Consider the following 22,612-nt stretch of genomic DNA (forward strand, 5'->3'; position numbering starts at 1 on the left):
TATTGCCCTTCCCCATACTTCTTCTAAGAATAAAATAGATTCTTCTTTCATTTCGGCTTAGAAAAAATCAAAGCGGAAACGAAAAATACCTAAGTATTCCATGATTGAAAACTTTTTTTGAAAACTGCTTGTTTATTTCCTGAAAATCTTATTCTCTTGAGTTGAAAAGAGTGAGGACGTCCGCGAAACAAATTTTGAATTTTCTAGATCTTTGCCGCCGGAACCTACTCGAAAAGGAGCATCGTATGAAACGTATTCTTGGTATCATTCTGATTTCTACATTTGCAAATTGTTTGCTCGTCGATTCCTTAGGTCTGGAAACGAGATATAAGGGTAAAGAAGCCAAACAAAAGATTGCGGACGCGATCAACAAAGTCGCTTCCGTGAGAAAAGCAGCGGGTTTTGTGGATACTCCGGAAGAATCTCTCGTGTTTCTTTTGGCTCCGGACTTCGCAGGTTTTGAAGACGATAAATATTATCCGAAAGTAAGAGTCGACGATTGTGCTAAAAAAATTATTTCTCCAACGGGAGCGATCGTATCTCCCTTGCTTCCCATTCTATTTGATTGCAATTTAGATCCGGACGGAATACTGCTTCAGAACGAATAAAACGAATAAGGCCGATTCTTAAATTATTGTTTGACATTTCTTGATTCATGGTGTGCAATTGCACATGTGCAGATACATATGTGTATTTGCACATAAAAGTTTTGGAGGCCTTTATGCTTTCTACGTTGGACAGAACTGAATTATCTCCTTCCGGTCTTTACAGGATTCGTTTTCAGGATTGTGATCCTTTCGGGCATCTCAACAACGCTCGTTATATGGATTACTTTTTAGAGGCGAGGGAAGATCACCTGAGGGATTTTTACGGATTCGACTTGTTTGAACATTCTTCCAGAGAAGGAAAGTCCTGGGTGGTGACTCGAACCCAAATCGCGTATCTCGAGCCCGCTAAACAGAGCGATCTGGTTCGGATCGTTACGAGACTGGTTTCCAGGAGCGACGGTGGAATTCGAAACGAAGATCTGATGTATGATCAATCCGGAAAAAAATTAAAGGCTATGTTATGGATTGATTTTGCTTTTATAGATCTTAAAAGAGGGAGACCGACCCGGCATGGAGAGGACTTGAATCAGTTTTTCAATTCCGTCCTCTATTCGGATCCCGGACTACAAAATGCAAATTTTGAAGAGCGCGTTCGAGAGATGAAACGAACTATGGCTCCGGGAATGGAAGCGGTTCCCGCATAGAATCAATTCGGAGAATTTTTATGGTTAAGAAAGTGGAATCTACGGTTTTAAAAAAATCTTCAAAAAAAGAATCTTTGAAACCTACTCGAGATGAACTCTTGACCGTAGGTTTGGGATGTCTCAACTTCAATTTGAAAAGGGCATCCCGAGCCATTGCTCAATACTTCGATCACGTTCTGGATCCGGTTGGTCTAACCTCCGCACGTTTTAATATTCTTATGACTCTGGGAACCACGGAAGGAATGGAGTTGGCTCCGATGGCGGATCTCCTGGTTTTGGATCGGACTACTCTTCTTCGGAATTTGGAACCTTTGGAAACGTTAGGCTACATCAAGGACATTCCTTCGGAGAATAAAAGGGCTAGAAAGGTCGCCCTTACCGAAAAGGGTTGGGACGCGCTCCGTCTGGCGTATCCGGTTTGGAAAGTGGCACACGATCACGTTGTTCAAAATCTCGGCGTTCCGGAATGGAAATCCATTATCAAAGGTCTTAGAACAATTTCCAAAAAAAGAATATTCGAAAATTCTTAATCGTTTATCGATCTGTTTTGTCTACGCCAACCACTTTAAGATGACCTTGGTAAAATCGGCTTGGACCGCGGGTTTGCTTACGTAGTCGTCCATTCCGGCTTCGATACATTTTTCTCTTTCTCCGGATACGATTCCCGCGGTGAGCGCGATGATCGGAACCCTTCGCTCCATTTCCAAACCTCGAATTGCGAGCGCGGCTTCGTATCCGTTCATCTCCGGCATTTGGATATCCATAAAAATCAGATCCGGCATCGACTTTAAGTTTTGTTCGACCGCCTCGAGTCCGTTGCCCGCCTCTACGATTTTTGCGGCGGGAAGAATTCTCGCGATGATACTTTTGGTGAGAAGCATGTTGACGGGGTTGTCCTCGGCGATCAAAATTTTAACAGCCTTCCGAATTGCGGGAGTTGCCTCTCCTGTTTTGATTTCGCTTTTTTGCGAATAAGGTTTTTTAAGAATCTGGTTTCTTCCGATCAGATCGTAGAGTTCGCGGATATATATCGGTTTTGTGATCACTTCTTGAATTCCGATCGCCTGAGATTCTTCGATCGTACTGGAATCGTCGGAGGCGCTGCTCAACAGAATGATAGGTTGTTCTTCCGCCGGAACGTCTAGTTTCTGACGTATGATTTTTGCGGTTTCTATTCCGTCCATAAAAGGCATGTGGTAATCCAACAAGACGAAGTCGTAACGATTTCCGGAAGAAATCTTTTCAATCGCTTCGGTCCCGCTCCTTACTAGTTCGCAGGGAATATTCGATAACTTTAACATCTCTTCCAAAATTTTTCGATTGTTATCGTTATCGTCCACGATCAATATATTTTTGACGGTTTCAAACCGGGGCCATTGATTTGTTTGGTTTGATTCTAAGATTTCCATTTTGAGATCGAAGAAAAAAGTGCTTCCGACTCCGATCTTACTTTCTAACTCCAACTTGCTTTTCATCATCGCAAGAATTTGATTCGAAATCGTAAGTCCCAAACCTGTTCCGCCGAATCTTCTCGTAGTCGAGGCGTCTTCTTGAGAGAATGCGTCGAAAATTCTTTTTTGATTTTCTTGGGCGATTCCGATTCCTGTATCACTTACTGAAAATCGGAGAACGGATTCCTTTTCGGAGACTTTCTCGAGGACTTCGATTTTAAATTCGATCTCGCCTTCTTCCGTAAATTTGATCGCGTTGCTAAAAAGATTTACGATGATCTGTTTTAAACGAACATTATCCGTGTTTACGAATTTTGGAACCGAAGGATATATATTTACGAGCAATTCCAAATTCTTTTTGTGAGCCTGAAATTTGATCGTATTTACGACTTGGCTTCCCAATTCCAGAACGTCGGTCATCTCATAGGAGAGTTCTAATTTTCCGGCTTCAATTTTAGAAAAATCTAATATATCGTTGATGACGTCGAGCAACGATCCGGCGGATTGATAAACGGTCATCATATACTGATGTTGAGTCGCGTCTAAATTCGTTCTGAGTAACAAGTCCGTAAATCCTATGATTCCGTTGAGAGGTGTTCTGATCTCGTGGCTCATGTTCGCCAAAAATTCGGATTTTGCGCTGCTCGCTCTTTCTGCGACTATCTTTGCTTTTTTGAGTTCTTCCCTTTGCTGACAACTTTCGGTGATATCCTGAGTGAACATCATGATTCCTCCGATCGTTCCGTCCAATTGATACCAAGGCCGAACCTCCCATCTCAGATATTGATCCTGTTCCCAGCCTGCGGGTCTCCAGACGTCTTCGTCGTTCTTTAGAACTTCTCCGGAAAGACATCTTTGATGTGTCTCTTTCCATTCTTGAGAAATGTTTGGAAATACTTCGTAATGAGATAAGCCTAAGATGTCTCGACCTTGGAGATGATATTCCGCGAGCCATCTTTCACTGACTGCGATGTATTTGATTTCGGTATCGAGCATCGCAACTGCGGCAGGCGCGTGTTCGACGAAAGCGAGTAATCTGGATCTTTCCATAAAGAGGGCGATCTCGGTTTTTTTTCTCTCGTCGATGTCGTATATGGCTCCGTAGATTCTTATACAGATTCCGTTTTCAAATTCCGCGTTGGCTACGGAACGTACCCAGAGTTCGTTTCCTTTTGCGGTAACCAATTGCATTTCGATATCGTATGGGATTCCGTTCGTGATTAGTTTTTCGACCGCCTCGCTTACTTTTGTTCTGCTTTCTCCTTCTTTTACGAATCGAAGTCCGTGCTCGATCGTAGGTACGAAGTCGGCCGGAACCTCGTGCATTTCTTTTGTAACAGAGGACCAAGTGCCTATCCCCGTTTTTAAGTCAGCGTCCCAGGCTCCGATCCTGACAAGTTTGCTCGTTTGTTCCAAAAGTCCCTTGGCTTTTATCAACTCGCTCTCAAAATTTTTACTCTCTGTGATATCGTAAGTAAGAATCATAACGGAATAATCCGGGAGATCGAGAGGTAGGGCCGTTACTTTTGTCCAGATAACCGATCCGTTTTCGATTTGAATCCCGACAACCTCGTCTTTGACGACGTAATTTTTGGTTCTTGCTTTGTAACTCGGAAGTTCTTCCAAGCTGTAACGGGTCCCGTCTGCTTTATAGTAAATTCTGTTTTTATAATATCCCTTTTCCAATCTTTCATTATCGATCGAAAGGATCTGTCCCAGCGCCGGATTGATTTTGACCACATCGTGATTATGATTTAATAAGGTTACGCCGACTGGAAGGGATTCAAAAAGAGTGTTTAACTCGATCTCGCTCTTTCGCAAAAGTTCGGTGGTTTGTTTGATCGAGGTTATATCGTTAACGATCACAAAAAAACCGGCAAGTTTTCCGTCTTTTATATCCGGGATGTATTGGGCGATTGTCTTTTTAGCGGGTTTACCTTCCGGCATCGGAATTGTTCTTTCAAAACTTTGTTCCTTTCCTTGGAGCACATTTTCGATGTAGGGAAGATTTTGTTCGTAGAGTGATTCTCCTAAAATTTCACGAATATGTTTTCCTAAAATATCCTGGGGCGCCATTCCAAACCATTGAAGATACGCTTCGTTTGCAAACCGGTTTATTAGGTTCGCGTCCCAGTAACCGATGAGAGCGGGTAAGGCGTCCAAAATCGATCGAAAGTATTCGTTTAAATTTTCGGAGGTTTTCGTTTTTAGAATTTTTTCCGAATCGTCTACTCCGCCTAATAATAAGTAGGCGATGCCTTCTTCGTTACGGAGAATTTTTATATGGCTCTTAAGGAGAGTGAGGTTTGATTTTGATCGAAAGGAAAAAAGCCCATCGGTTTCGGTAGAATTACCTTTTTTGACTTTGCCGGCGAGTTGATCCATTTCTCGGATCGTTTCTTGGGTCAAGATAGAGCCGTGATTTTCGAAAGACGGTTCGTAATCGAGGGTTCTTAAAAATCTTCTGTCACACCAAAAATTCTTCTCTGATTCTAAATCTAAAATCCACAATCCGTCTAACGCTCGATTTTGAATCCAATCAAAGAGTGTAGAATCTTTTTGAATCCAGAGATGTAGTTCCTGTTCCAGGGAATTTGGCATATACGTAGATTTTGACGGATGAGACTCGGAGGATAAGGATCGAGGATTCTATAAACGAGAAAAAAAATTCCAAGTCAAATGAAAATTAATTCTCTTTGCAGGGGATTTCGAATCGAAGAAGATTCTTACATAAAAAAGAAGGCGAGTCTCAATTTTGATCTATAAATAAGAATCGGTCTCGAGCTTCTTTTAATTCCTTTTTGTTCAATTTATGTCAAAATCAAGCTCCTTTCCGACCTTTTTTAATCCGAGAATTCTATCGCTTTCCGTTTTGCAGAAACGATTAAATTTAATGCCTGGTATCTCCTAAGTCAAAAAATTTCAAGATCCGCTGCGAAAAAAAGATTCTTCGAATTTAAGTAAGAATATTCAAAAAATTGAATTTACTTCTAAGAATTCTCCGGTATTCTTATATGCCTGCGGGAGTGATTTAAAATCGTTTTCCGTTATGTTCCTATTTTTATTTTCGTCGATTTAAAAATCTTAATCCTTTCGCTTTAGAAATATAGAAAATAATCGGAAATGATGCGAGATATTTTTAAAAAAATAAATTTTATATAAATCACGCTTTGCTTCCATATGATTTCGTGCAAAAATGGTGCCCCGATTCCCCTAAAATCATGATTCAGTTGAAAATACCTTCTTTTTTAAGGCCTCCGGTCTTTTCCGATACAGAGAAAGATTTTTCCGTAAAGCTCATGTATGGAATCATGATCGCTTGTTTAACGGTGGCTCTGAGTTATCGAATTCTACATCCGATCCTCGCCGAAAAACCTAAGGCCGTTTACATCGCCGCCTATCTCATTCCTCTCGCCGTTTTTATCTGTCACGTAGTTGCAAAAACCGGAAGGATTCTACTCGCGGCTCATATCATGATCGGAATCGAATGGCTCGCCACTTTCGGAATTATGTTTCGAGAAGGAGCGACTCAAACGGTAGTGTTTCCATTCAGTCTTATTTTGATTTTAATTTCGGCGCTTCTCCTCGGAACCAGAGCCGTGTATTTTTACGCGACTCTTTCCATTACTTTGGCGATCTTTAGCGAATATCTGATTCAAAATGGGATCATTCAAACTGTGGAGAATCCGACGGGGCCTTGGTCGGTTCTTATGGGAGAAATCGCCGCGTTTGTTCTCGTCGCGATTTTGATGAGATACACGTTGCTCGGCTTTACCAAAGTAAAAAAGGAATTATCCGATATTCAACGTTATGCGAAATTGGGAGCTTGGAGTTTGGATACTCAGACGTTGGAACTGACTCTGACAAAAGAGTATCAGTTTCTTTTGGGTGATATGAATGCTACCGAGTCTATAAATATCTCTTTTTCCTCCTTTTTGGAATCCTATGTTGTGGAAGAGGATAGGTCAAAACTTCTTACCATTCTCGCGGAAAGTTTAACTCATAAGGAAGAACCGAACTATTCCATTGAGTTCGTTTATCAAATCAGAAGGGTGGACGGAAAAAATCGTTTTCTCCTTGTAAACGGTAGATTCGGAAATCCGTTTATCGAATTCGGAACCGCTCAGGATATTACTGAAAAACATTTAGCCGAAGAAGCGTTACGACCCACACAAGAGATCTATTCTAAAGTGTTTACTCTGAGTCCGATTTCGACGACGATCTCGACGGTGGAAGAAGGAAGATACATAGAAGTCAACGATAGCTTTGTGAATCTTTTCGGTTATTCAAGGGAGGAGTCGATCGGAAGAACGAGCACCGAGTTGAATATTTGGCCCGATCCGAAAGTAAGAAAGGCTTATCTGGAAAGATTGGTTCAAGAAAGAATTCTTCTGGATCAAGAATTGATTCTGCAAGCTAAGGATGGGAGGACCATCCATGCGGAATGTTACAGTATGTTTGCTGAAATCAGCGGCAAACTCTGCGTAATCAATCTAGTAAAAGACATCTCCGAGAAAAAAGAAGCCGAAGCATTACGAAGATTGAATAAGGAAATCTCGGATCAAAAAGAACTGATTGAAAAGCAAAAACAAGAATTGGAGGAGATTCTCCAGAACTTAAAAAAAACTCAGAGTCAGCTTATCGTTTCCGAAAAAATGGCCGCCTTAGGACAGTTAGTCGCGGGGATCGCGCATGAGATCAACAATCCGATCGGGGTCATCAAGGCGGCTAACGACTCGATTCAGAATTATTTCGAACATTCTACAGATAGATTGTCCAGACATTCCGATCTCATTCAAGGTTTGGATATTTCAGTTTTAAAGGAGCTTTTTTCCTTTATGAATAAGGGGAAAAAAGATCAAGAAATCATTCCTCCTAAGGAAGCGCGTTCTCGGATCAAAGAATTGGAAGCGAAGCTGAAAGAAAGGAAAATCGAAAATGCACATTCGATCGCTCAAGATTTAGTTGAATCGGGTTTGGAAAACTCGTTGGAGGAATTTCCGAAATTATTTTCCGGTAAACACATTACGATTCTTTTAAGTTTTGCTATGGAAGAGATTCAAGCTGCGAAAAGTTCAAAGTTGATCGATATGTCGGTGAATCGGACTTCGAAAGTCGTTTTTGCTCTTAGAAAATTTTCTCATTTCGGTTCGGAGGGACTGAAAACATCCGTGATTCTTTCGGAAAGTATAGAGACGGTCCTTACAATCTATCAAAATCAATTGAAGACCGGAGTGGAAATCCATAAAGAATACGAGGATGTTCCACCTATTCAAGGTTATGCGGACGACCTCATTCATGTCTGGACGAACCTCATCTATAACGCCGTGCAAGCGATGTCTTTTAAGGGGATTCTTGGGATCGCGATCAGAAGAAGCGGCGAAAACGAAGTGGAAGTGTCCGTCTCCGATTCAGGGCCGGGGATTCCGATGGAAGTGCAGGATCGAATCTTCGAACCTTTTTTTACTACGAAGGCGCAAGGAGAAGGCTCCGGCCTCGGTTTGGATATTGCCCGAAGAATCATCGAAACCCACGGGGGGGCCATTCGTTTTGAAACTTCTCCGTCGGGAACCAAATTCTTTGTCCGTCTTCCAATTGCGTAGATCGCAACCGAACGTGTGTTTTTGGATCGTTCGAATTTTTTTATCGAACAGTTTTTTCTTACCCTTCCTTCGCAAATAGATACCGCCCCATAAAGATCTAAAAGTTTATCCGAATTCCTCGAATGAAAAAGAATCCGGTTTATAAAATTCTAATCGATCCGTGTGAGTTCCCACAAATTGCGTCTCATTGATTTTTTGTAAAAGTTCTCATTGTTCTTTTTTATTCAAAATGCGCGAAGAGTTCCCGCATGTTTAGAGTTTCGAACCGGCTCCAAATCAGACTTTCATTCCGACCCGGGGAATAACCTTACCTATAAGTTGGCTGAAATTTTAAGAAGAATCTGTCGGAACTCCGACAACCTTTCTGTGAAACTCGCGAGCCCCGCCCTGATTGGGTGGAGGAGGAGAGGTGGCGGGAAAAATTCCGGAAACTTTCTTCTATCAGAAAATCATACTTTTCGCAAGCAAAAATCTCCGTGTAGGAACTCCTACAAAACCCTTACTTGTCGGACAATTCTCCTTGCAGTTCCTCTCAACCAATGGGTTAGCTATCCCGGGCGGGATGTTTGATTTCGATCTGTTAGAAAACGGGAAATTTGAAACTTTGAAACGATTTTGTTTCGAAAAAGAATCCCTTCTTCGAATTTCGTTTTAGATAATACATTAAAAAAAAGGAATGTAATTTCCGGAAAAAAATGAGGTCGCAGGAGGGACAAAGGACTAAAACATTCTTCTTTTATAAGAATCGGTTCCGTTTTAGCGAACTAAGGTTCTATCGTTCGGAAACATTCGATTCTTATCCCTGATGATCGCGAGAATATCGTCGATTGCAAATAGATCTCTGGTTCCACGTTTCATCTCAAAAGGAGCTTCGTAGAGAAGTCCTAAAAATTCTACCGGAGCTTGTTTTGTAAAAACGATATCGTCTTGTCTGATTTTTCTCACCACGTTGAGTTTGATTTTTTTCCAACCTTCAAAGCTGAGATGGGTAATTAGTATTTTCTTAACTTCTAAAGTAGAATCCCTTAGCAAAACGTAAAGTGAAGCGCCGGAGCCGGAGGAATAGACGTGAAACTGGAATTCCTGAACAAAACCTCGCGTCCTCCAAGGAGATTCCCAGAGGATTTCAAAGGATTGATTCTTCTCCGCCGGCACTTCTAACAGAAGACTTTTGGATGAATTCCGCTCGGGACTGAGTAAAAGAGAGGAAGTTCTTATGTCCGGAAAATATTCTTTCGCCAAACGAGTCTTTAGATTCTTCGTATTCCATTCTTTGGTTTCAAAATCCTCGACGACTACTTGTTTCCAAATTTCGGCGGGCGATTTTTCTTGAGCGTCCACCGGATTGGACAATTTGAAAAAAAGAAGCATCACTAAGAGAACGTAATTTTGAATCTCGGTCATTCTCATTGAGAGGAAGGATTTTTTTTTCATAGAATCAGTTGACACGCTCCTTCCAAAGGTTTCCACTATCCGAATATCGTCAAAAAACTAATTAACCTAATTCATAGGAGTGTAAAATGAAGGGTTCTTATCTCGCAAGACTCGCAATCGCTTTTTTAATGTCCTTTTCCGTGGCTCTCGTAGCTCAGGAAGATCTGGACGAAAATTCTACCCCTCAGGCAACTACTAAGGGGCAAACAGAGGCGTCCGCACCTGCGGCTACCACTAAAACTGCGGAAAACACTCAAAGTGATGAAGTAAAGAATGCAGATCTTTACGTGAACTCTAAAAGTTCTTTTGAAATTTCCGCAAAAGACGATTCCAGCACAGTAGATTATATCGAATACAAGATCGGCGACGCTGATTACGCGAAATATACTTCTCCGATTGCAATTCTGAAAGAAGGTGTAAACCGCCTTACTTATAGAGCTGTGGATAAAGCTGGAAACAAAGAACCTGCAAAGGCTCTTGTTGTCGTAGTGGATAACACCGCGCCAAGTATCAAAATCGCTCCGAGTGAAATTCTCTACAATCTGGAAGGATACAATTTCGGTTCTAAGAACGTAACTTATACAATCACTGCAATCGACGGTCTTTCCGGCGTGAAAGAAGTAAAGTATTCCATCAACGGTGGAGATTTGAAAACTTATGACAACCAGCCTATCAAACTTGAAAAAGCCGGCGTCAATCTGATCAAGTATTCCGCAGTGGACAATTCCGGGAATTCTACATCAGAAGCGATTCTCGTTGTAACTCTGGACGACGTAAAACCGGAAGTTGAAATTCAAGGAAATACTCCTCTTGTAATCATCGACGGAAAAACATATTCCAGAAAAGGAAACTCTTTCACTATCAAAGCGATCGACGGACAATCCGGAATCAAAAGAATTCTGATCAAAGTAGACAATGCTACTGATTTCGTTCCTTATGCAGAATCGATTGTGATCGACTCTCAAGGCGAACACACGATCGAAGCAAAAGCGGTTGATAATGTTGGAAACGAAAGCGAAACCAAAAAAGTTAGCTTTTCCGTGGATGTAAATCCTCCGACTACTCAGATTCGTAAGGTGGAAGCAAGCTCTAACAGCAACACTCAACCTGCGCCTCAGCCTCAACCAGCGGCGAAGCCGGCGACTACAACTCCTGCTCCTGCTAAAAAGTAAGAATTAAAAAATCTTACCGTTTGCAAAAAAGCCCGGATTTTTCCGGGCTTTTTTATTGTCTCCGTATTCTTCCCGGAACCGTAAAGGATATGGGAATATGGAAATTCTTAGATCTATTTCTTCCTTCTTCTTGCGAATTCTGCGGAAGACACGATTTCTTTTCTTCCAAGTTCGGAGTTTGTAAACTCTGTCATTACGATAACCGAAATCCGGAAACGGGTCGCGGAACGGAATGCGGGATTTGCAAAGAATGGAATTTAGGAATTGAATGCTCCTTTTGTTCTTCCCGAAATCTCTTTTTTGAAGAATTAAAATTCTTAAGAAGCAGAACCCCGTTTTTGGCGAAGGTCATCAACTATGTCAAGTTTCAATCCGTCTATCTGCTTTCAGTTTATCTTTGTCTTGGAATGAAGAGGGAACTCGCTTCTTGGAAAAAAATTTCGTTTTCGGGAATCATCGTTATGCCTTCCACAGAAACGAGATGGTATCTGAGAAAAAGAACACGGCCTTTTGAATCCTGTGATTTCGCTTTGAAAAGATTGCGAAACATTCTTCCTCTTCCTCGAATCGATCCTATCGCAAAGATCAGCCGTGAAAAACAGGCCGGTAAAAGTTACGCCGATCGATTTATTCACGCAAGGCTTGCGTTTCAAATCAAAGAGGAGTATAAAGGAAAGCTAAAGGGAAATTATCTTCTCTTGGACGACGTATTTACGACCGGAGCTTCGGCAAACGAACTCGCGAGAATTCTTTTGGAAAATGGAGCCGAGTCGGTTCGAGTGTTGACCTTAATTCGAACCGTGGGGAAAAGTCGGATCTAAAAAGTAGGTTACAAATGTTTAGTATGCTATAACTTGACCTCAGCTAAAGATGGAACCACGAAAAATCATTCATGTGGATATGGATGCCTTTTACGCTTCCGTAGAACAGAGGGACTTTCCCGAATACAAGGGAAAGGCCTTGGTTGTAGGAGGACCTCCGGGAAGTCGATCCGTGGTCGCCGCGGCATCCTATGAAGCGAGAAAGTTCGGCATTCGTTCCGCGATGCCTTGTTCCAGGGCTGCACAGTTGGCTCCGCAGGCGATTTTTGTCTTTCCTCGTTTCGAAGCCTACAAGGAAGTCTCGAGACAAATCAAAGAAATCTTTTTAGAATATACCGATCGAGTCGAGATGTTGTCTCTGGACGAAGGTTATCTGGATGTTACATTCAATAAAAAGAATATTCCCTACGCAGTCACCATCGCTAAAGAAATTCGAAGTGAAATCCTAAAACGAACGAATCTTACCGCTTCTGCCGGAGTCGGAAATTCGAAGTTCATCGCCAAGTTGGCTTCCGAAAAAAACAAACCCGACGGGCTGACCGTCGTTTTACCGGAAGACGTGGTTTCGTTTATCGAACCTCTGCCGGTGAGTAGCTTTCACGGGGTCGGAAAAGTAACGGCTCAGAAAATGGAAGAATTGGGAATCCGCACTGGAAAAGATCTTCGCACCAAAAGTATCGAAGAACTCGTTCAACACTTTGGAAAGATGGGGATCTATTATTATAAAATTTCGAGAGGAGAAGACGACCGGGAAGTCGAGTCGTCCAGAGAAAGAAAATCCCTCGGGGCCGAAATCACATTTGATCAAGATCGAATTGAAAAAGAAGATCTTTTCAATCAGCTCAAATACGTCGCTGGAGAAGTGGAAAGACGTTTGAAAAAACGGGATTTTTCCGGTAGGACTCTCACTCTGAAAATCAAGTTTTATGATTTTACTTTGAAAACGAGATCCAAAACTCTCCCCGAGATGATTTTTTCAGAGGAGGATCTTTTCAACACAGCCTCTTCGCTTTTGGAAGAATTTATTGAAACAAAAAACGGAAAGTTAGTTGCGAACAAAGCGATTCGACTTTTAGGAATCAGCCTTTCTCATCCGAACGCGGCCGAAGAAGAACCGAGCTTATTTCCATTTTTATAATATTCTAAATTTTGATTCCAAATCCAAGTAGCACCAGGGGTTCGCTGAATTGATACGAATGGACGGATGCGTTCAGATAAGTCTTTCTATATTGAACCGTGAGATTGAAAAAATACGATTTGAAGTCCACTTGCAAACCGGTTCCGATCAAAGCAGTTTCGTAAACCAGTTGTTTTGAATAGATTCCGCTATTGTAACTCTTTCCGATCCCGACTCCCAACTGGGCAAACCAAACGATCGAATCTGTAATCGAAACATAATATTTCACGCTCGGTAAAAGAGAAAGTGTGGAAACGGTAAACCTTGAACTGGATTGTTTGTTCCCCTTGTATCCGCTGGAATCGGTATTGAAATTCTGAGCCAACGTCGATGTGGCGGCTAACGTTTGATATTCAGGCAAAGCGTTCAAACTTGCGTTGGTCGCGATTGCTGCGAAGGTTGAAACTCCCGTTTCCGGAAATATAAAATTGTTATGTTCTAATGCGAGAGAAAAACCGAGGTTCGGATTGCGGCGGTATTCTCCTTGTAAGGCGATCGATTGTACTTTTACTGAATATTTTTTTTCCAGATACGGATCGATATAAAGGGCGGTCGTAACGAGATCCGTCAGAGTGTAGTGGCGGTTTAGATCCATGGGTTCTGAAATACGGGAACTCCATTGAGACCCGATCAGGGAAAAATAGAATTTTTTAAAATCTTTCGGATTGGAGGTTTCTCCCTTTTTTACTTCGGAAACGAGGATTTTTTCTACGAGTTGGAGATCGATCTTCTCCACGTTTCCAAATTCATCTTCCACAAGAACATGATCTTCTTTTAATGTAGATTTTACATTCTTTAAAACGGAACCGTCTTTTAAGATCACCGAATTCCCAAAGATCAACTTGGGAGCCGCGATTAGAAGTAAAAACAGGATCCAAGCAAGAATTCGAATCCACTGCGAAAGGAAAAAATCTCTCATAAAGACGTCGCTTTAAAATGAAATGGATTCCACGTCTTCGGCTTTGATGACTCTTTTTTTGCCGTCGATCTCAAGAACATACTGATTCTCATATTGAATGAGATTTCCTTTTAACTCCGATCCGTCCTTTAGTTTGATCGTCTTGTTGCCGAGTCGAACCGGCTCTTCCTTTTTGGATTCCGGCGTTTCCTCTATCACAGAAGATTTTTCTTTTTGATCAATTTTGAGAGGTTCTTGAATTTCTTTTTTGGATTCTTGAATTTGAGGATTTCCCAAAGTCTGTGAAATTTTTTCTAAATCGTTTAGATTCTCCGGAGTAAACTTCGTGGTTTTGTTTTGTTTGAGACGGGATTTAAGAATGTTTTGAATTTGTAGTAGTTCCGTTTGAATTCTTTTTTTATCCTCGTTGAATCCGTTATCGGGGGAAACAAAAATTTTAGAATCTTTTGGAAAGTCGATCGATTGTGTTTCCAGAAGTGAATCCGAGATGATATCCGTTTTGATGTCGTTTAACAATTCTTTGTTTTCTTCGCCTAAGATTTGAATCAAGTCCTTCGGATCCGAAAGTAAGAATGGGAGAATATATCGAACACCGGAACGAACGGAAACGGAGCCGTTCCAAACTTTGAGACTTCGACCGTTTTTTGAATCTTCAATCAGAACTTTTGTTCCCAGTAATTCGATTTGAGTTCCGTTCCAATAGAGTTTTGTTTTACCCGAAGAATGAATGACTTCGTTTAACAAAAAACTTCCTTTTTCAAAAAACAAAGACAAGGATTCTTTTGGATCGTTCGTTTTGGGAAGATGTAAAATTCTTACTTTCGAATTTGGAAAAATTCTAAAATGAATATTTCCTTGAGACCGGATGACTTCAACGTCGCAAAAGGAATTTTCATCCAATTGGATCCAGTCAGCGGTGAGACTTTGCGAATCACAAGCTCCCAAGGTATGGATGGAAACGGAATCCCGTTCTTCTGGAATTTGAAATCTTAGAATCAAATAAATTGAAACGATCAACGGAATGATTGCGGCTAAAAGGAGAACTCGATTGTGAAAGAGTTTTTTTGCGAACGTTTCCGGAGAGGAAACATTTTGATTTTCGAATACGGACCTGGAAAGCGCCTTCTTGTGAAGTTTGAGACCTTCCTGCATTTTGATATAGTTTTCGTATCGTTCTTTCAAGGACGAATCTTGATCGATGATACGATGCAACTCTACTTTCTGCTCATCGGTGATTTCGCCGAAAAGGGCTAAAGACATTAGGTCTTCGAATTCTTCTAATAGATCTTTTCTTTCCATCTTTATAGAGCCACTTTTCTTCTTTCTAATTCTTCTCGGAGCAGATCCAAAGCCTTTAACAATTTTCTACTGACCGTTCTGGAAGAAATGTTCAACGCCTGCGAGGTTTTCTCCAAAGTGTAATTGTTAAATTCTTTCAAAAGAATGATGCTTTTTTCAGGTTCCGGTAAGGAAGATATGATTTCTCTCAATTCTTCCTCTAAAATTTTAGTTTCCAAATCCTGAATAAAATCATCTTTCACTCGAAGCGATTCTAATGAAGCATTTTCTTCCAGGATCAATTCCTTTTTCCGGTTTTTCCGATACGTAAAATATGTATTCTTTGCGATTGCCGACGCCCAGGTATAAAAGCTTCCCTTTTCCTCTGAATACCCGGGGAAACCGCGATAGAGATTGATAAAAACTTCCTGCGCAATGTCTTCGACTTCGTTCGGATCCGTGGAAAGAAATCGAATTACCTTGTAAATCGCGTCTTTGTATTTTTCATAAAACAGAGAAAAATCGTGATCTTGACTTAACTTCATTTTAACCTTTCAATTGGAAAATACAAAAGAAAAACATACATAAGATAGACGAAAACAAAATGGATAAAATGGCGAAGTAAAAATCGTAAGTTTAATTTTTAGATTCTCTTGTATTTCTTTCATCCATTTGTCCTCAATGAAAGACTCTGATTTGTAAGATCATAGAATGGATGTTGTTTGATCGAGTCATAATTATTCTTACTCCGAACTTATTATCATTTGAAAAATTAAAATTGAAAAGATTTCCGTGTTTGATTTACTCAAAGGCAGGGAAATCTTATTCTTATCCGTAAAATTTAAACCGAAATTCTCCATCGCGAGGCCGTTCTAAGCAAACACAGAAAGGAGCACGGGGCTCCTTTCTGTGTTAGGCAGATTGTGATGAGTCGATTCTTCTACAATTAAGATGGAATCTTTATAGAAGAAACTTTCCTATCATTTATATTCGCTCAAGATCGTCGGTAAGTGAAAGATCACGTTTCTTCTGGCTGCGTTCGTTAAGTTGTCGTTCCCATCCGTTGCATTCGGTCTATCGGCCGCGTCGAGCTGAGGTGAAAAAACATTGTCTGCGGAACTCGAGTCCCAGAACAAAACGTTTTCAACGGAAAGGTTGAAAAGAAGATTCGATTTTCCGGGGTTCGAGTTATCTAGATCGACTACGAGTATATAAGGTGTCGTGGCGGGAATTCCGTTCATACTCGCGGGGCTTTTGAATTTCAGTTTTTGATTCGCCGATGTGTAGTTTACTCCTGGGTTCACAGGCGTGTTTAAGAATGCTCCGGGATAACTGAAGTAATTGAATCCTGGGATAGCGAGAAAAGATCCGGAAGAAGAATCCACAGCGGATTCTACAAAGGTACAGGAGCTCATAAGTGTTTCTCCGGCAGGAAGTAATTGATTGAGAATAAAACCCGCTGAATTGGTAAAGGACACCGGACAACCGTTACCGAAAATTTTTGTACTGACTTCCCCTCTACTCATCTGAGGAGAAGGGTTGTTCAGGAGTAAATCCACGTAACGATAGGAATTTTCGGGGACAACATTTGGTTCAAAATAATAAGAAAATCCTCTTACGATAATTCCAATTCTGTCATAGTCGGCGCTGACCTCGGAAGGAATGGGGGAGATTGGAAGATAAGCAGAACCGGTAGTGCCTTCTCCGACTTTGAGGGCGACGGACATAAAACCGGAGCAGGGACCAAGATCGGGAGCGCCGCCGGGCACGTTGTTGTTTCCCAGTTTAAATGGTCTAAAGTCGGCATTCTCTATCGTTTCGGTTCCGGGAGCAGGACCGCCTTTTGCAACCTTCTTATACGCTAAAATTTGACAAACTTCCATCGATACAGCTGCAGGTGTTAAGAAGTGATCCGAGAAAGCGTCGCCGTCTCCGTAGTTGAGGGGATTATCACCCGCTAAATCGATTAGAAATCCGGATGCATTGGGGCCGACGAGAAAACCGGAAGAGTTGGAAACCCGAGCCCCCGCCATTGCGGTTGCGGTAGTGAGTTTGAATTCCGCATTACTTCCACCCGCGGCAATTCCAAGCAACGCCAACAACAAATTGCTCGAATCATCCTTCTTCTTTGAGTTACAATCCATCAAGAATAGAAAGAGAGTAAAGAACGCCGCAACGGGAAGCATTCTAAAATTGAGTCTATATTGATTCAGTTTCATCGTGTTAAAACCTCCAATGAAATCGCAAAAGAAATATAGAGAGATTGGAGAAGAATCGAGACAGGTTTTGTTAAAAAATGGGAAAGATTAGAGAAGAATCAGATTCGATTTCGACTAAAAGTGTAATCAGATTATAACTATACACATTGCTTTCATGAATGAAACAAAGACGACGATTAGAAAAATGCTAGGTTTGTAAAAATCAAAATTCTTATTTCCATTTTTCTAATATTCTCAAGATATCATTTCCGAACTTTTCGACTTTCGCGGAACCCATTCCCTTGATGAGCGAAAGTTCTTCCGGGGTTTCGGGCATCGCCTGAGCAATTTGTGCTATGACCGGATTTTGAAGAACCATAAACTTTTTCCACTTTCTTCTTCGAGCTTCTCTGTCTCGAAAATTTTTGAGTTCTTGTACGACGTTTTTTGCCGGAAGAGTTTTGCGCTCCGGGTCGGCGCTTTCTTCTTTTTTCTTACGGGGAGTTCTTACGATTACGGTGGATGTTAGGATGAGTTTTGGATATTTATCTCCGACGATTTTTACTTTTTTTTCGGAAATCCATTCGTCCAGGATTCTTAAGATGGCCTCCTCCGGAACGGAGCGGAGAGATCCGTAAACGGGAGTTCTATCTAGTTTTTTTCTAAGAATTTCGTTTGAACGTGAACCTCTCAAAACTCCTGCGATCATTCTTTTTCCGAATTTTCCGGGAATGAGTTCGAGCAATTCTTCGATCGTATTTAATTCTTCATTTGAAAAATCGTATTTTTCTTTTTGTTCTTTTTTCTGTTTTTTATCTTCTTCTCTTTTGAGAAACTCGTCTCTTCCCGATGTCGGAAGTTCCTCTTCGGATTCTTTTTCTAAACAGATATCGCAGGTCTTACATTCCGGAATTGCTTCTCCGAAATAAGAACAAAGAATTTGTTGTCTGCACTGATTGGAAACCGCGTAATCTTTGACGTAGGAAAGAAGGGTCTCTCCTCCTTTACGATTGGATTCTTTTCCGATGATAAAACTTTGAGTGACAAGATCGGAAGGATGATAGAAGAGAATACAATCCGAATCCTTTCCGTCTCTTCCCGCTCTCCCGGCTTCTTGATAATAACTTTCCAGAGACGCAGGAGTTTGATAGTGAATCACCATTCTTACGTCGGGACTATCAAGACCCATCCCGAACGCGTTAGTCGCCACGAGTATGTTTGTCTTTCCGGTCGAATAACCATCCTGTGCTTTTTCTCTACTCGAGCCGGTTCTTCCCGCGTGATACTTTCCTACTTTGAATCCATTCTTCTTTAGAAAATCGTAAACCGATTCTACCTTTTGTCTGGTCGCGCAATAGATGATCGCTCTTCCGCTTGTCGATTTTTGGAAATTGCCTCGGATGAGAATTTTCAAAAGTTGGCTTTCGCGGAAGGTTTCGTTTTGAGGAAAAAGAATGGAGAAGTTTAGGTTTTCTCTGTAAAAACTTCCTTTGATAAGCGAAGGTTCTTTTAAACCCAGGGAATCGGAAATGTCTTTGATGACTCTTTGCGTCGCGGTGGCGGTTAACGCAATGACCGGAATCTTCTTCGGGAATTTATCCCGGAGTTCGTAGAGTTTTCTGTATTCGGGTCTGAAGTCGTGACCCCACTGAGAAACACAATGAGCTTCGTCTACGGCGATTCTTTTAAGAGGAAGTTTGGGGAGAATTTCGAGCACTTGTCTGCTCAGAGCTTTTTCGGGAGATAGATAAAGAATCTGGATTTTTCCCGTTGCGGCCCGGCTCAGAATTCTCAACTGTTCGAGATCGTCTTGAGTGGAATTACAATATTCCGCGGTGATCCCCTTTGCTTTAAGAGAATCGACTTGATCTTTCATGAGAGCGATCAGAGGAGATATGACGAGGGTAAGAGATCCTTCCTCTAAAACGGAAGGGAGCTGATAGATGAGGGACTTTCCTCCGCCGGTAGGAAGGATGACTAACGTGTCGTTCCCTTCGAGAACGGATTCGATCGCTTCCTTTTGTCCTTTTCGGAATTGCGGGAGCCCCCAGACTTCTTTGAGGGCCGATTCTAAATCTTTAAACTTTTTATTTACTTCTGAGTTCATGGAATCCGTTTACATAAATTTCTTTCTTTGGATCTGGAACCGGGTTTATCGATTTATATTTATCTCTCCAAGAATCACCGGAATCGATTTGTTTCTTCGATTCCGCGATATCCGCTTTCCTTCGAGGACGAAGCCTTGATCTGCGTTGATACAAAAGGCGCCAGATTTAGTCCAGACTTCGTATCTTTCGATATAGGAATCGACTCGGATGCAATGCTTCCAATAAAGAAGATTCCACGGGGGCGGGTTCATCCAGTATCAAAGAAGCTAAAATCTCCGCACCTAAAAAAGAACTCAAAATTCCTCTGGAACCCAAGGCTCCGAAAACAAAAAGACCGGGAATCGGTTTTAGGATCGGAAAATTTTTGGTTCGATTGCGGGGAAGTTCGATTCCTTTGTAGGCGTTTGTAAATTCTTGCGGAGAAAGGACCGGCCCGAGGATGGGAAAACGATCCGGAGTCTGGGCTCGAAAGCCGACTCTTTCGGTAAGAACCGATTCTTCGTTCCAATTCAAACTCGGATATTTTTTTTGAATGTATTGTAGGAGTTCCTTTGTGTCCTTTGTTCTCGTTTTGGGATCGAGATCGAATTCGTCAAAGGTGGAACCGAGGATATGTTCTCCCTCGATGGAAGGGGTGAGATAATGTTCCGCGCAGAGAATGCTTGGAAGTCGAGAGGAAGGTTCCGTTTCTTTTAGAACCAACAATTGTCCTCGGACTTTTTTGATCGGTAAGAATTTCTCTCCCAGGATAGGATCGAGCAATTCTCCGATTCCATGAGAATTACAGAATATAACAGAATCAGAATGTAGATCTTCTTCGGAGTCCGAAAATTTTATTTTCCAACCGGACGCGTTGGATTGAACCGCAGACGCAGTTTTTGGAATGAATTCTATCGAGGGCTGGTCGATCAATCTTTTTGCTAAAGAGTTCGGCTGGGTCCAAAATCCTTTTTGGAAAAAAACTCCGTTTCCCATTTCTTTTTCCAAATCGTTTTTGTTTTGAGAATCGTTCGATGTTTCTTTCCAAACCACGATCCCTTCCGAAAGTTGATGATTCTCCAATCCTTTCTTGAGTCTTTCGGAACTCATCTCTTCGGTGACTCCGTGAAAAAGACCGGAAGTTTTAAATTCTTTTTTGTCAGCAAAGGAAGAAAGAAAATGCAATGCGTATCGAAAGGCGCGTAACGTGAAAAGGCTCGTCGGCGTGGGAAGTTTTGTGATATGAGGATGCGAAATCGCTCCTGGAATTCCGGAGGCTTCGTTTGCGATCCCGGACGGATCGATGACGGTCACTCGGATTCCGCGTTTGGATAAGGAATAAGCCAAGGCGGAACCCGCGATTCCGGCTCCGATGATTGCGGCCGTCTTTGTTTCCGGATTGGAAAACAAACGTTGCCGCCAGGGTTTTTCCTTTGGAGTCGACTCATCCGATTTTTCTTCGGTTGGAGAATACGTTCCAACGAGCATTTCTCTTTTTCTCCCGAAGCCCGGACGTTTTTCGAGATGAAAACCGCAAGCGGTCAAAGAGTCTCGGACCATTCTCGCGACCGTGAACGTGGAAAACGTAGTTCCCATTTTACAAACTCGTCTTAGATGAATCAGAATCGATTCTTCCCACATGTCCGGATTTTTAGAAGGAGCAAAACCGTCCAAAAAGATCGCGTCGACTTTTCCTGATATTTCGACTAACGCGTCCTTGACGTCCCCCAAAAATAACGTCAGATGAATCCTTCCGTTTTGAAACCGAAAGTAATTCATTCCTGGGATGAGATCTTGATAAGAATTTAGAAATTCTTCTTTGTATTCGAGAAGTTCGGGAAATACGGAAAGCGCTTTTGCGATTTCTTCTTTGTTTAGAGGAAACTTTTCAATGGAAATGTAATGAAGCCGAAATAGATCTCTGTGTTTGGAATATTCTTTCCATGTCGTTAGAAAGTTGAGTCCGGTTCCGAATCCTAATTCTAAGATCGCAAACGATTTTTGCAGATTCGGATCCTCCCATCTTTGTGTGAGATTGTTTCCTTCGATAAAGACGTGTTTTGTTTCTTCCATTCCGTTTTCAGGGGAAAAGTAAATGTCTCCGAATTGTTCGGAGATCGGAGTTAGATTTTCTTTCCAGGATAACATTAGATTCTCGGAGGTACGGGTTCGGTTTGTTTGGGAGGAGAGGATTCTCGCGTTGGACCGCTGTCTCTTCTCATGGATTCTTCCGCAGAGGGACGAGACAACTGAATTTCTTTTCGAACTCCGATTCGATACGTATCCATCGTAAGATAAAGATCGGGAACGGTCCCTCCGGTCGAAGTAGGAATCGTTTGTTTGATCGGATCGCTTTCCGAAGTGAGCCGCGATATTTCGAAATAAAGATACGTGTTGTAAAAGATGGAATCTTCCAAAAATCTTCCGATATTGTATTCGTACAAAAATTTCAGACCGGTAACCAACCGCACTCGGTTTCGAGAAGAGGATATTCTCACATTTTTTTCCAATACGTCGAAGTCATACACGCTAAATCCAACGTTGAACCCGGCTCCGAAATTCCAATTTTGAAATTCTAAAAACAGAAGATAGATGGTGGCATAGGCTTGGTAATCCGAGTAGAGATATTCCGACTTTCTACCAAATGGATCGGGAAGGGGATACAATCCGTATGCGACTTGTTCGACTAAGTTTGTTGCAAGACGTCCGTCGTCCGGAAAGTTAAGAAGGTTTCCTCGAAACGTTCTAGGAGCGGTCAGAGTCAAACCGTAAGCAACGTAGTTTAGATATTTCAAATATCCTTCAAAGGGTGTTCCGGGAATTCTTCTTGGAATCGATCCGATCGTATAAAATGGAACCGACTTGAACGGATCTTGGTTTACGGTTCGATCCGGCGTCGCAGATTCTTTGGTTCCTGCGTTTGTTCGAATCACGTTTTCTAAGGGACTATAATTTGTGGAAAATGTAAGACGAGTCGAATCCACACCTCCCGTAAGTACGATCGTTTCGAAAAAAGATTCTAACGTTCTACAAGAAGAATAGAAAGTGAAAAATGTTAAGAGAAGTGAGAATCGTATCGTTCTTTGTAAGAATCCGAAGATAACGTGAAATAGGGAATTTTTCTTCGAAAGGATCATCGTTTTTTGTTTCTCGCATGATTCGAAGACAAAGGAATGAAAGAGGATCCTTGACCGAAGGGCTTAGAAAAAAAACTCTGGTA

The 22,612-nt window shown here is 41.7% G+C and carries 16 protein-coding genes; 7 read left to right on the top strand and 9 right to left on the bottom strand.

Annotated elements, in window-relative coordinates:
• The first annotated feature begins 245 nt into the window (after nt 1-245).
• The 3 genes from A0128_RS03510 (at nt 246) to A0128_RS03520 (ending at nt 1,782) form a co-directional block, all read left to right on the top strand.
• Entirely contained in the window at nt 246-608 is a 363-nt protein-coding gene (locus tag A0128_RS03510; protein ID WP_069606256.1) for a TIGR04452 family lipoprotein, read from the top strand.
• A 113-nt stretch (nt 609-721) separates the two neighbouring features.
• On the top strand, nt 722-1,252 hold the full coding sequence (locus tag A0128_RS03515; RefSeq protein WP_069606257.1) for an acyl-CoA thioesterase: 531 nt from the start codon (nt 722-724) through the stop codon (nt 1,250-1,252).
• A 20-nt stretch (nt 1,253-1,272) separates the two neighbouring features.
• Nucleotides 1,273-1,782 carry a MarR family winged helix-turn-helix transcriptional regulator gene (locus A0128_RS03520; protein WP_069606258.1) on the top strand — a complete coding sequence of 170 codons (510 nt, stop codon included), beginning with the start codon at nt 1,273-1,275 and terminating at the stop codon, nt 1,780-1,782.
• Between the two features lie 21 nt (nt 1,783-1,803).
• On the opposite strand, the gene A0128_RS03525 is transcribed toward A0128_RS03520, so the two are convergent.
• Nucleotides 1,804-5,304, bottom strand: coding sequence for a response regulator (locus A0128_RS03525; RefSeq protein ID WP_069606259.1), 3,501 nt, complete (start codon nt 5,302-5,304; stop codon nt 1,804-1,806).
• Between the two features lie 620 nt (nt 5,305-5,924).
• Here A0128_RS03525 and A0128_RS03530 point away from each other — a divergent pair.
• Nucleotides 5,925-8,306 carry a PAS domain-containing sensor histidine kinase gene (locus A0128_RS03530; protein ID WP_069606260.1) on the top strand — a complete coding sequence of 794 codons (2,382 nt, stop codon included), beginning with the start codon at nt 5,925-5,927 and terminating at the stop codon, nt 8,304-8,306.
• A 756-nt stretch (nt 8,307-9,062) separates the two neighbouring features.
• Here A0128_RS03530 and A0128_RS03540 read toward each other — a convergent pair.
• The gene (locus tag A0128_RS03540; RefSeq protein ID WP_069606262.1) at nt 9,063-9,740 is read right to left on the bottom strand and encodes a flagellar filament outer layer protein FlaA; all 678 of its coding nucleotides are present in this window, start codon (nt 9,738-9,740) and stop codon (nt 9,063-9,065) included.
• Nucleotides 9,741-9,826: 86 nt separating this feature from the next.
• Between A0128_RS03540 and ompL47 the strand changes: the two genes are divergently transcribed.
• The 3 genes from ompL47 (at nt 9,827) to dinB (ending at nt 12,871) form a co-directional block, all read left to right on the top strand.
• On the top strand, nt 9,827-10,912 hold the full coding sequence (ompL47, locus tag A0128_RS03545; RefSeq protein WP_069606263.1) for a multi-beta-barrel domain surface protein OmpL47: 1,086 nt from the start codon (nt 9,827-9,829) through the stop codon (nt 10,910-10,912).
• 89 nt (nt 10,913-11,001) lie between these two features.
• A complete protein-coding gene (locus A0128_RS03550) occupies nt 11,002-11,733 on the top strand; it encodes a ComF family protein (protein WP_069609084.1) in 732 nt (243 codons plus the stop codon).
• 49 nt (nt 11,734-11,782) lie between these two features.
• Entirely contained in the window at nt 11,783-12,871 is a 1,089-nt protein-coding gene (gene dinB, locus A0128_RS03555; RefSeq protein ID WP_069606264.1) for a DNA polymerase IV, read from the top strand.
• Between the two features lie 4 nt (nt 12,872-12,875).
• Here the strand turns inward: dinB and A0128_RS03560 are convergent, their stop codons facing one another.
• The 7 genes from A0128_RS03560 to A0128_RS03590 form a co-directional block, all read right to left on the bottom strand.
• Entirely contained in the window at nt 12,876-13,829 is a 954-nt protein-coding gene (locus A0128_RS03560) for a hypothetical protein (RefSeq protein WP_069606265.1), read from the bottom strand.
• 12 nt (nt 13,830-13,841) lie between these two features.
• On the bottom strand, nt 13,842-15,128 hold the full coding sequence (locus A0128_RS03565; RefSeq protein WP_069606266.1) for a hypothetical protein: 1,287 nt from the start codon (nt 15,126-15,128) through the stop codon (nt 13,842-13,844).
• Between the two features lie 2 nt (nt 15,129-15,130).
• Nucleotides 15,131-15,652: an RNA polymerase sigma factor gene (locus A0128_RS03570; protein WP_069606267.1), complete on the bottom strand. Its 522-nt coding sequence runs from the start codon at nt 15,650-15,652 to the stop codon at nt 15,131-15,133.
• A gap of 435 nt (nt 15,653-16,087) precedes the next feature.
• Nucleotides 16,088-17,293: a sigma factor sigX-regulated lipoprotein SrpA gene (gene srpA, locus A0128_RS03575; protein WP_069609085.1), complete on the bottom strand. Its 1,206-nt coding sequence runs from the start codon at nt 17,291-17,293 to the stop codon at nt 16,088-16,090.
• A gap of 244 nt (nt 17,294-17,537) precedes the next feature.
• Nucleotides 17,538-19,412: a RecQ family ATP-dependent DNA helicase gene (locus A0128_RS03580; protein WP_069606268.1), complete on the bottom strand. Its 1,875-nt coding sequence runs from the start codon at nt 19,410-19,412 to the stop codon at nt 17,538-17,540.
• A gap of 166 nt (nt 19,413-19,578) precedes the next feature.
• A complete protein-coding gene (gene mnmC / locus A0128_RS03585) occupies nt 19,579-21,540 on the bottom strand; it encodes a bifunctional tRNA (5-methylaminomethyl-2-thiouridine)(34)-methyltransferase MnmC2/FAD-dependent 5-carboxymethylaminomethyl-2-thiouridine(34) oxidoreductase MnmC1 (RefSeq protein ID WP_069606269.1) in 1,962 nt (653 codons plus the stop codon).
• Nucleotides 21,540-22,529 carry an LIC10647 family lipoprotein gene (locus A0128_RS03590; RefSeq protein ID WP_083244044.1) on the bottom strand — a complete coding sequence of 330 codons (990 nt, stop codon included), beginning with the start codon at nt 22,527-22,529 and terminating at the stop codon, nt 21,540-21,542. Before A0128_RS03590 ends, mnmC begins: the two co-directional genes overlap by 1 nt.
• Between the last annotated feature and the right edge of the window lie 83 nt (nt 22,530-22,612).

It is taken from the genome of Leptospira tipperaryensis (genome assembly GCF_001729245.1).
GTDB classification, from domain to species: Bacteria; Spirochaetota; Leptospiria; order Leptospirales; family Leptospiraceae; genus Leptospira; species Leptospira tipperaryensis.

What these genes read in the sequence shown, in the direction of transcription:
- A0128_RS03510 (WP_069606256.1), top strand. Translation starts at nt 246, where the DNA reads ATGAAACGTATTCTTGGTATCATTCTGATTTCTACATTTGCAAATTGT.
- A0128_RS03515 (WP_069606257.1), top strand. Translation starts at nt 722, where the DNA reads ATGCTTTCTACGTTGGACAGAACTGAATTATCTCCTTCCGGTCTTTAC.
- A0128_RS03520 (WP_069606258.1), top strand. Translation starts at nt 1,273, where the DNA reads ATGGTTAAGAAAGTGGAATCTACGGTTTTAAAAAAATCTTCAAAAAAA.
- A0128_RS03525 (WP_069606259.1), bottom strand. Translation starts at nt 5,304, where the DNA reads ATGCCAAATTCCCTGGAACAGGAACTACATCTCTGGATTCAAAAAGAT.
- A0128_RS03530 (WP_069606260.1), top strand. Translation starts at nt 5,925, where the DNA reads ATGATTCAGTTGAAAATACCTTCTTTTTTAAGGCCTCCGGTCTTTTCC.
- A0128_RS03540 (WP_069606262.1), bottom strand. Translation starts at nt 9,740, where the DNA reads ATGAAAAAAAAATCCTTCCTCTCAATGAGAATGACCGAGATTCAAAAT.
- ompL47 (WP_069606263.1), top strand. Translation starts at nt 9,827, where the DNA reads ATGAAGGGTTCTTATCTCGCAAGACTCGCAATCGCTTTTTTAATGTCC.
- A0128_RS03550 (WP_069609084.1), top strand. Translation starts at nt 11,002, where the DNA reads ATGGGAATATGGAAATTCTTAGATCTATTTCTTCCTTCTTCTTGCGAA.
- dinB (WP_069606264.1), top strand. Translation starts at nt 11,783, where the DNA reads ATGGAACCACGAAAAATCATTCATGTGGATATGGATGCCTTTTACGCT.
- A0128_RS03560 (WP_069606265.1), bottom strand. Translation starts at nt 13,829, where the DNA reads ATGAGAGATTTTTTCCTTTCGCAGTGGATTCGAATTCTTGCTTGGATC.
- A0128_RS03565 (WP_069606266.1), bottom strand. Translation starts at nt 15,128, where the DNA reads ATGGAAAGAAAAGATCTATTAGAAGAATTCGAAGACCTAATGTCTTTA.
- A0128_RS03570 (WP_069606267.1), bottom strand. Translation starts at nt 15,652, where the DNA reads ATGAAGTTAAGTCAAGATCACGATTTTTCTCTGTTTTATGAAAAATAC.
- srpA (WP_069609085.1), bottom strand. Translation starts at nt 17,293, where the DNA reads ATGCTTCCCGTTGCGGCGTTCTTTACTCTCTTTCTATTCTTGATGGAT.
- A0128_RS03580 (WP_069606268.1), bottom strand. Translation starts at nt 19,412, where the DNA reads ATGAACTCAGAAGTAAATAAAAAGTTTAAAGATTTAGAATCGGCCCTC.
- mnmC (WP_069606269.1), bottom strand. Translation starts at nt 21,540, where the DNA reads ATGTTATCCTGGAAAGAAAATCTAACTCCGATCTCCGAACAATTCGGA.
- A0128_RS03590 (WP_083244044.1), bottom strand. Translation starts at nt 22,529, where the DNA reads ATGATCCTTTCGAAGAAAAATTCCCTATTTCACGTTATCTTCGGATTC.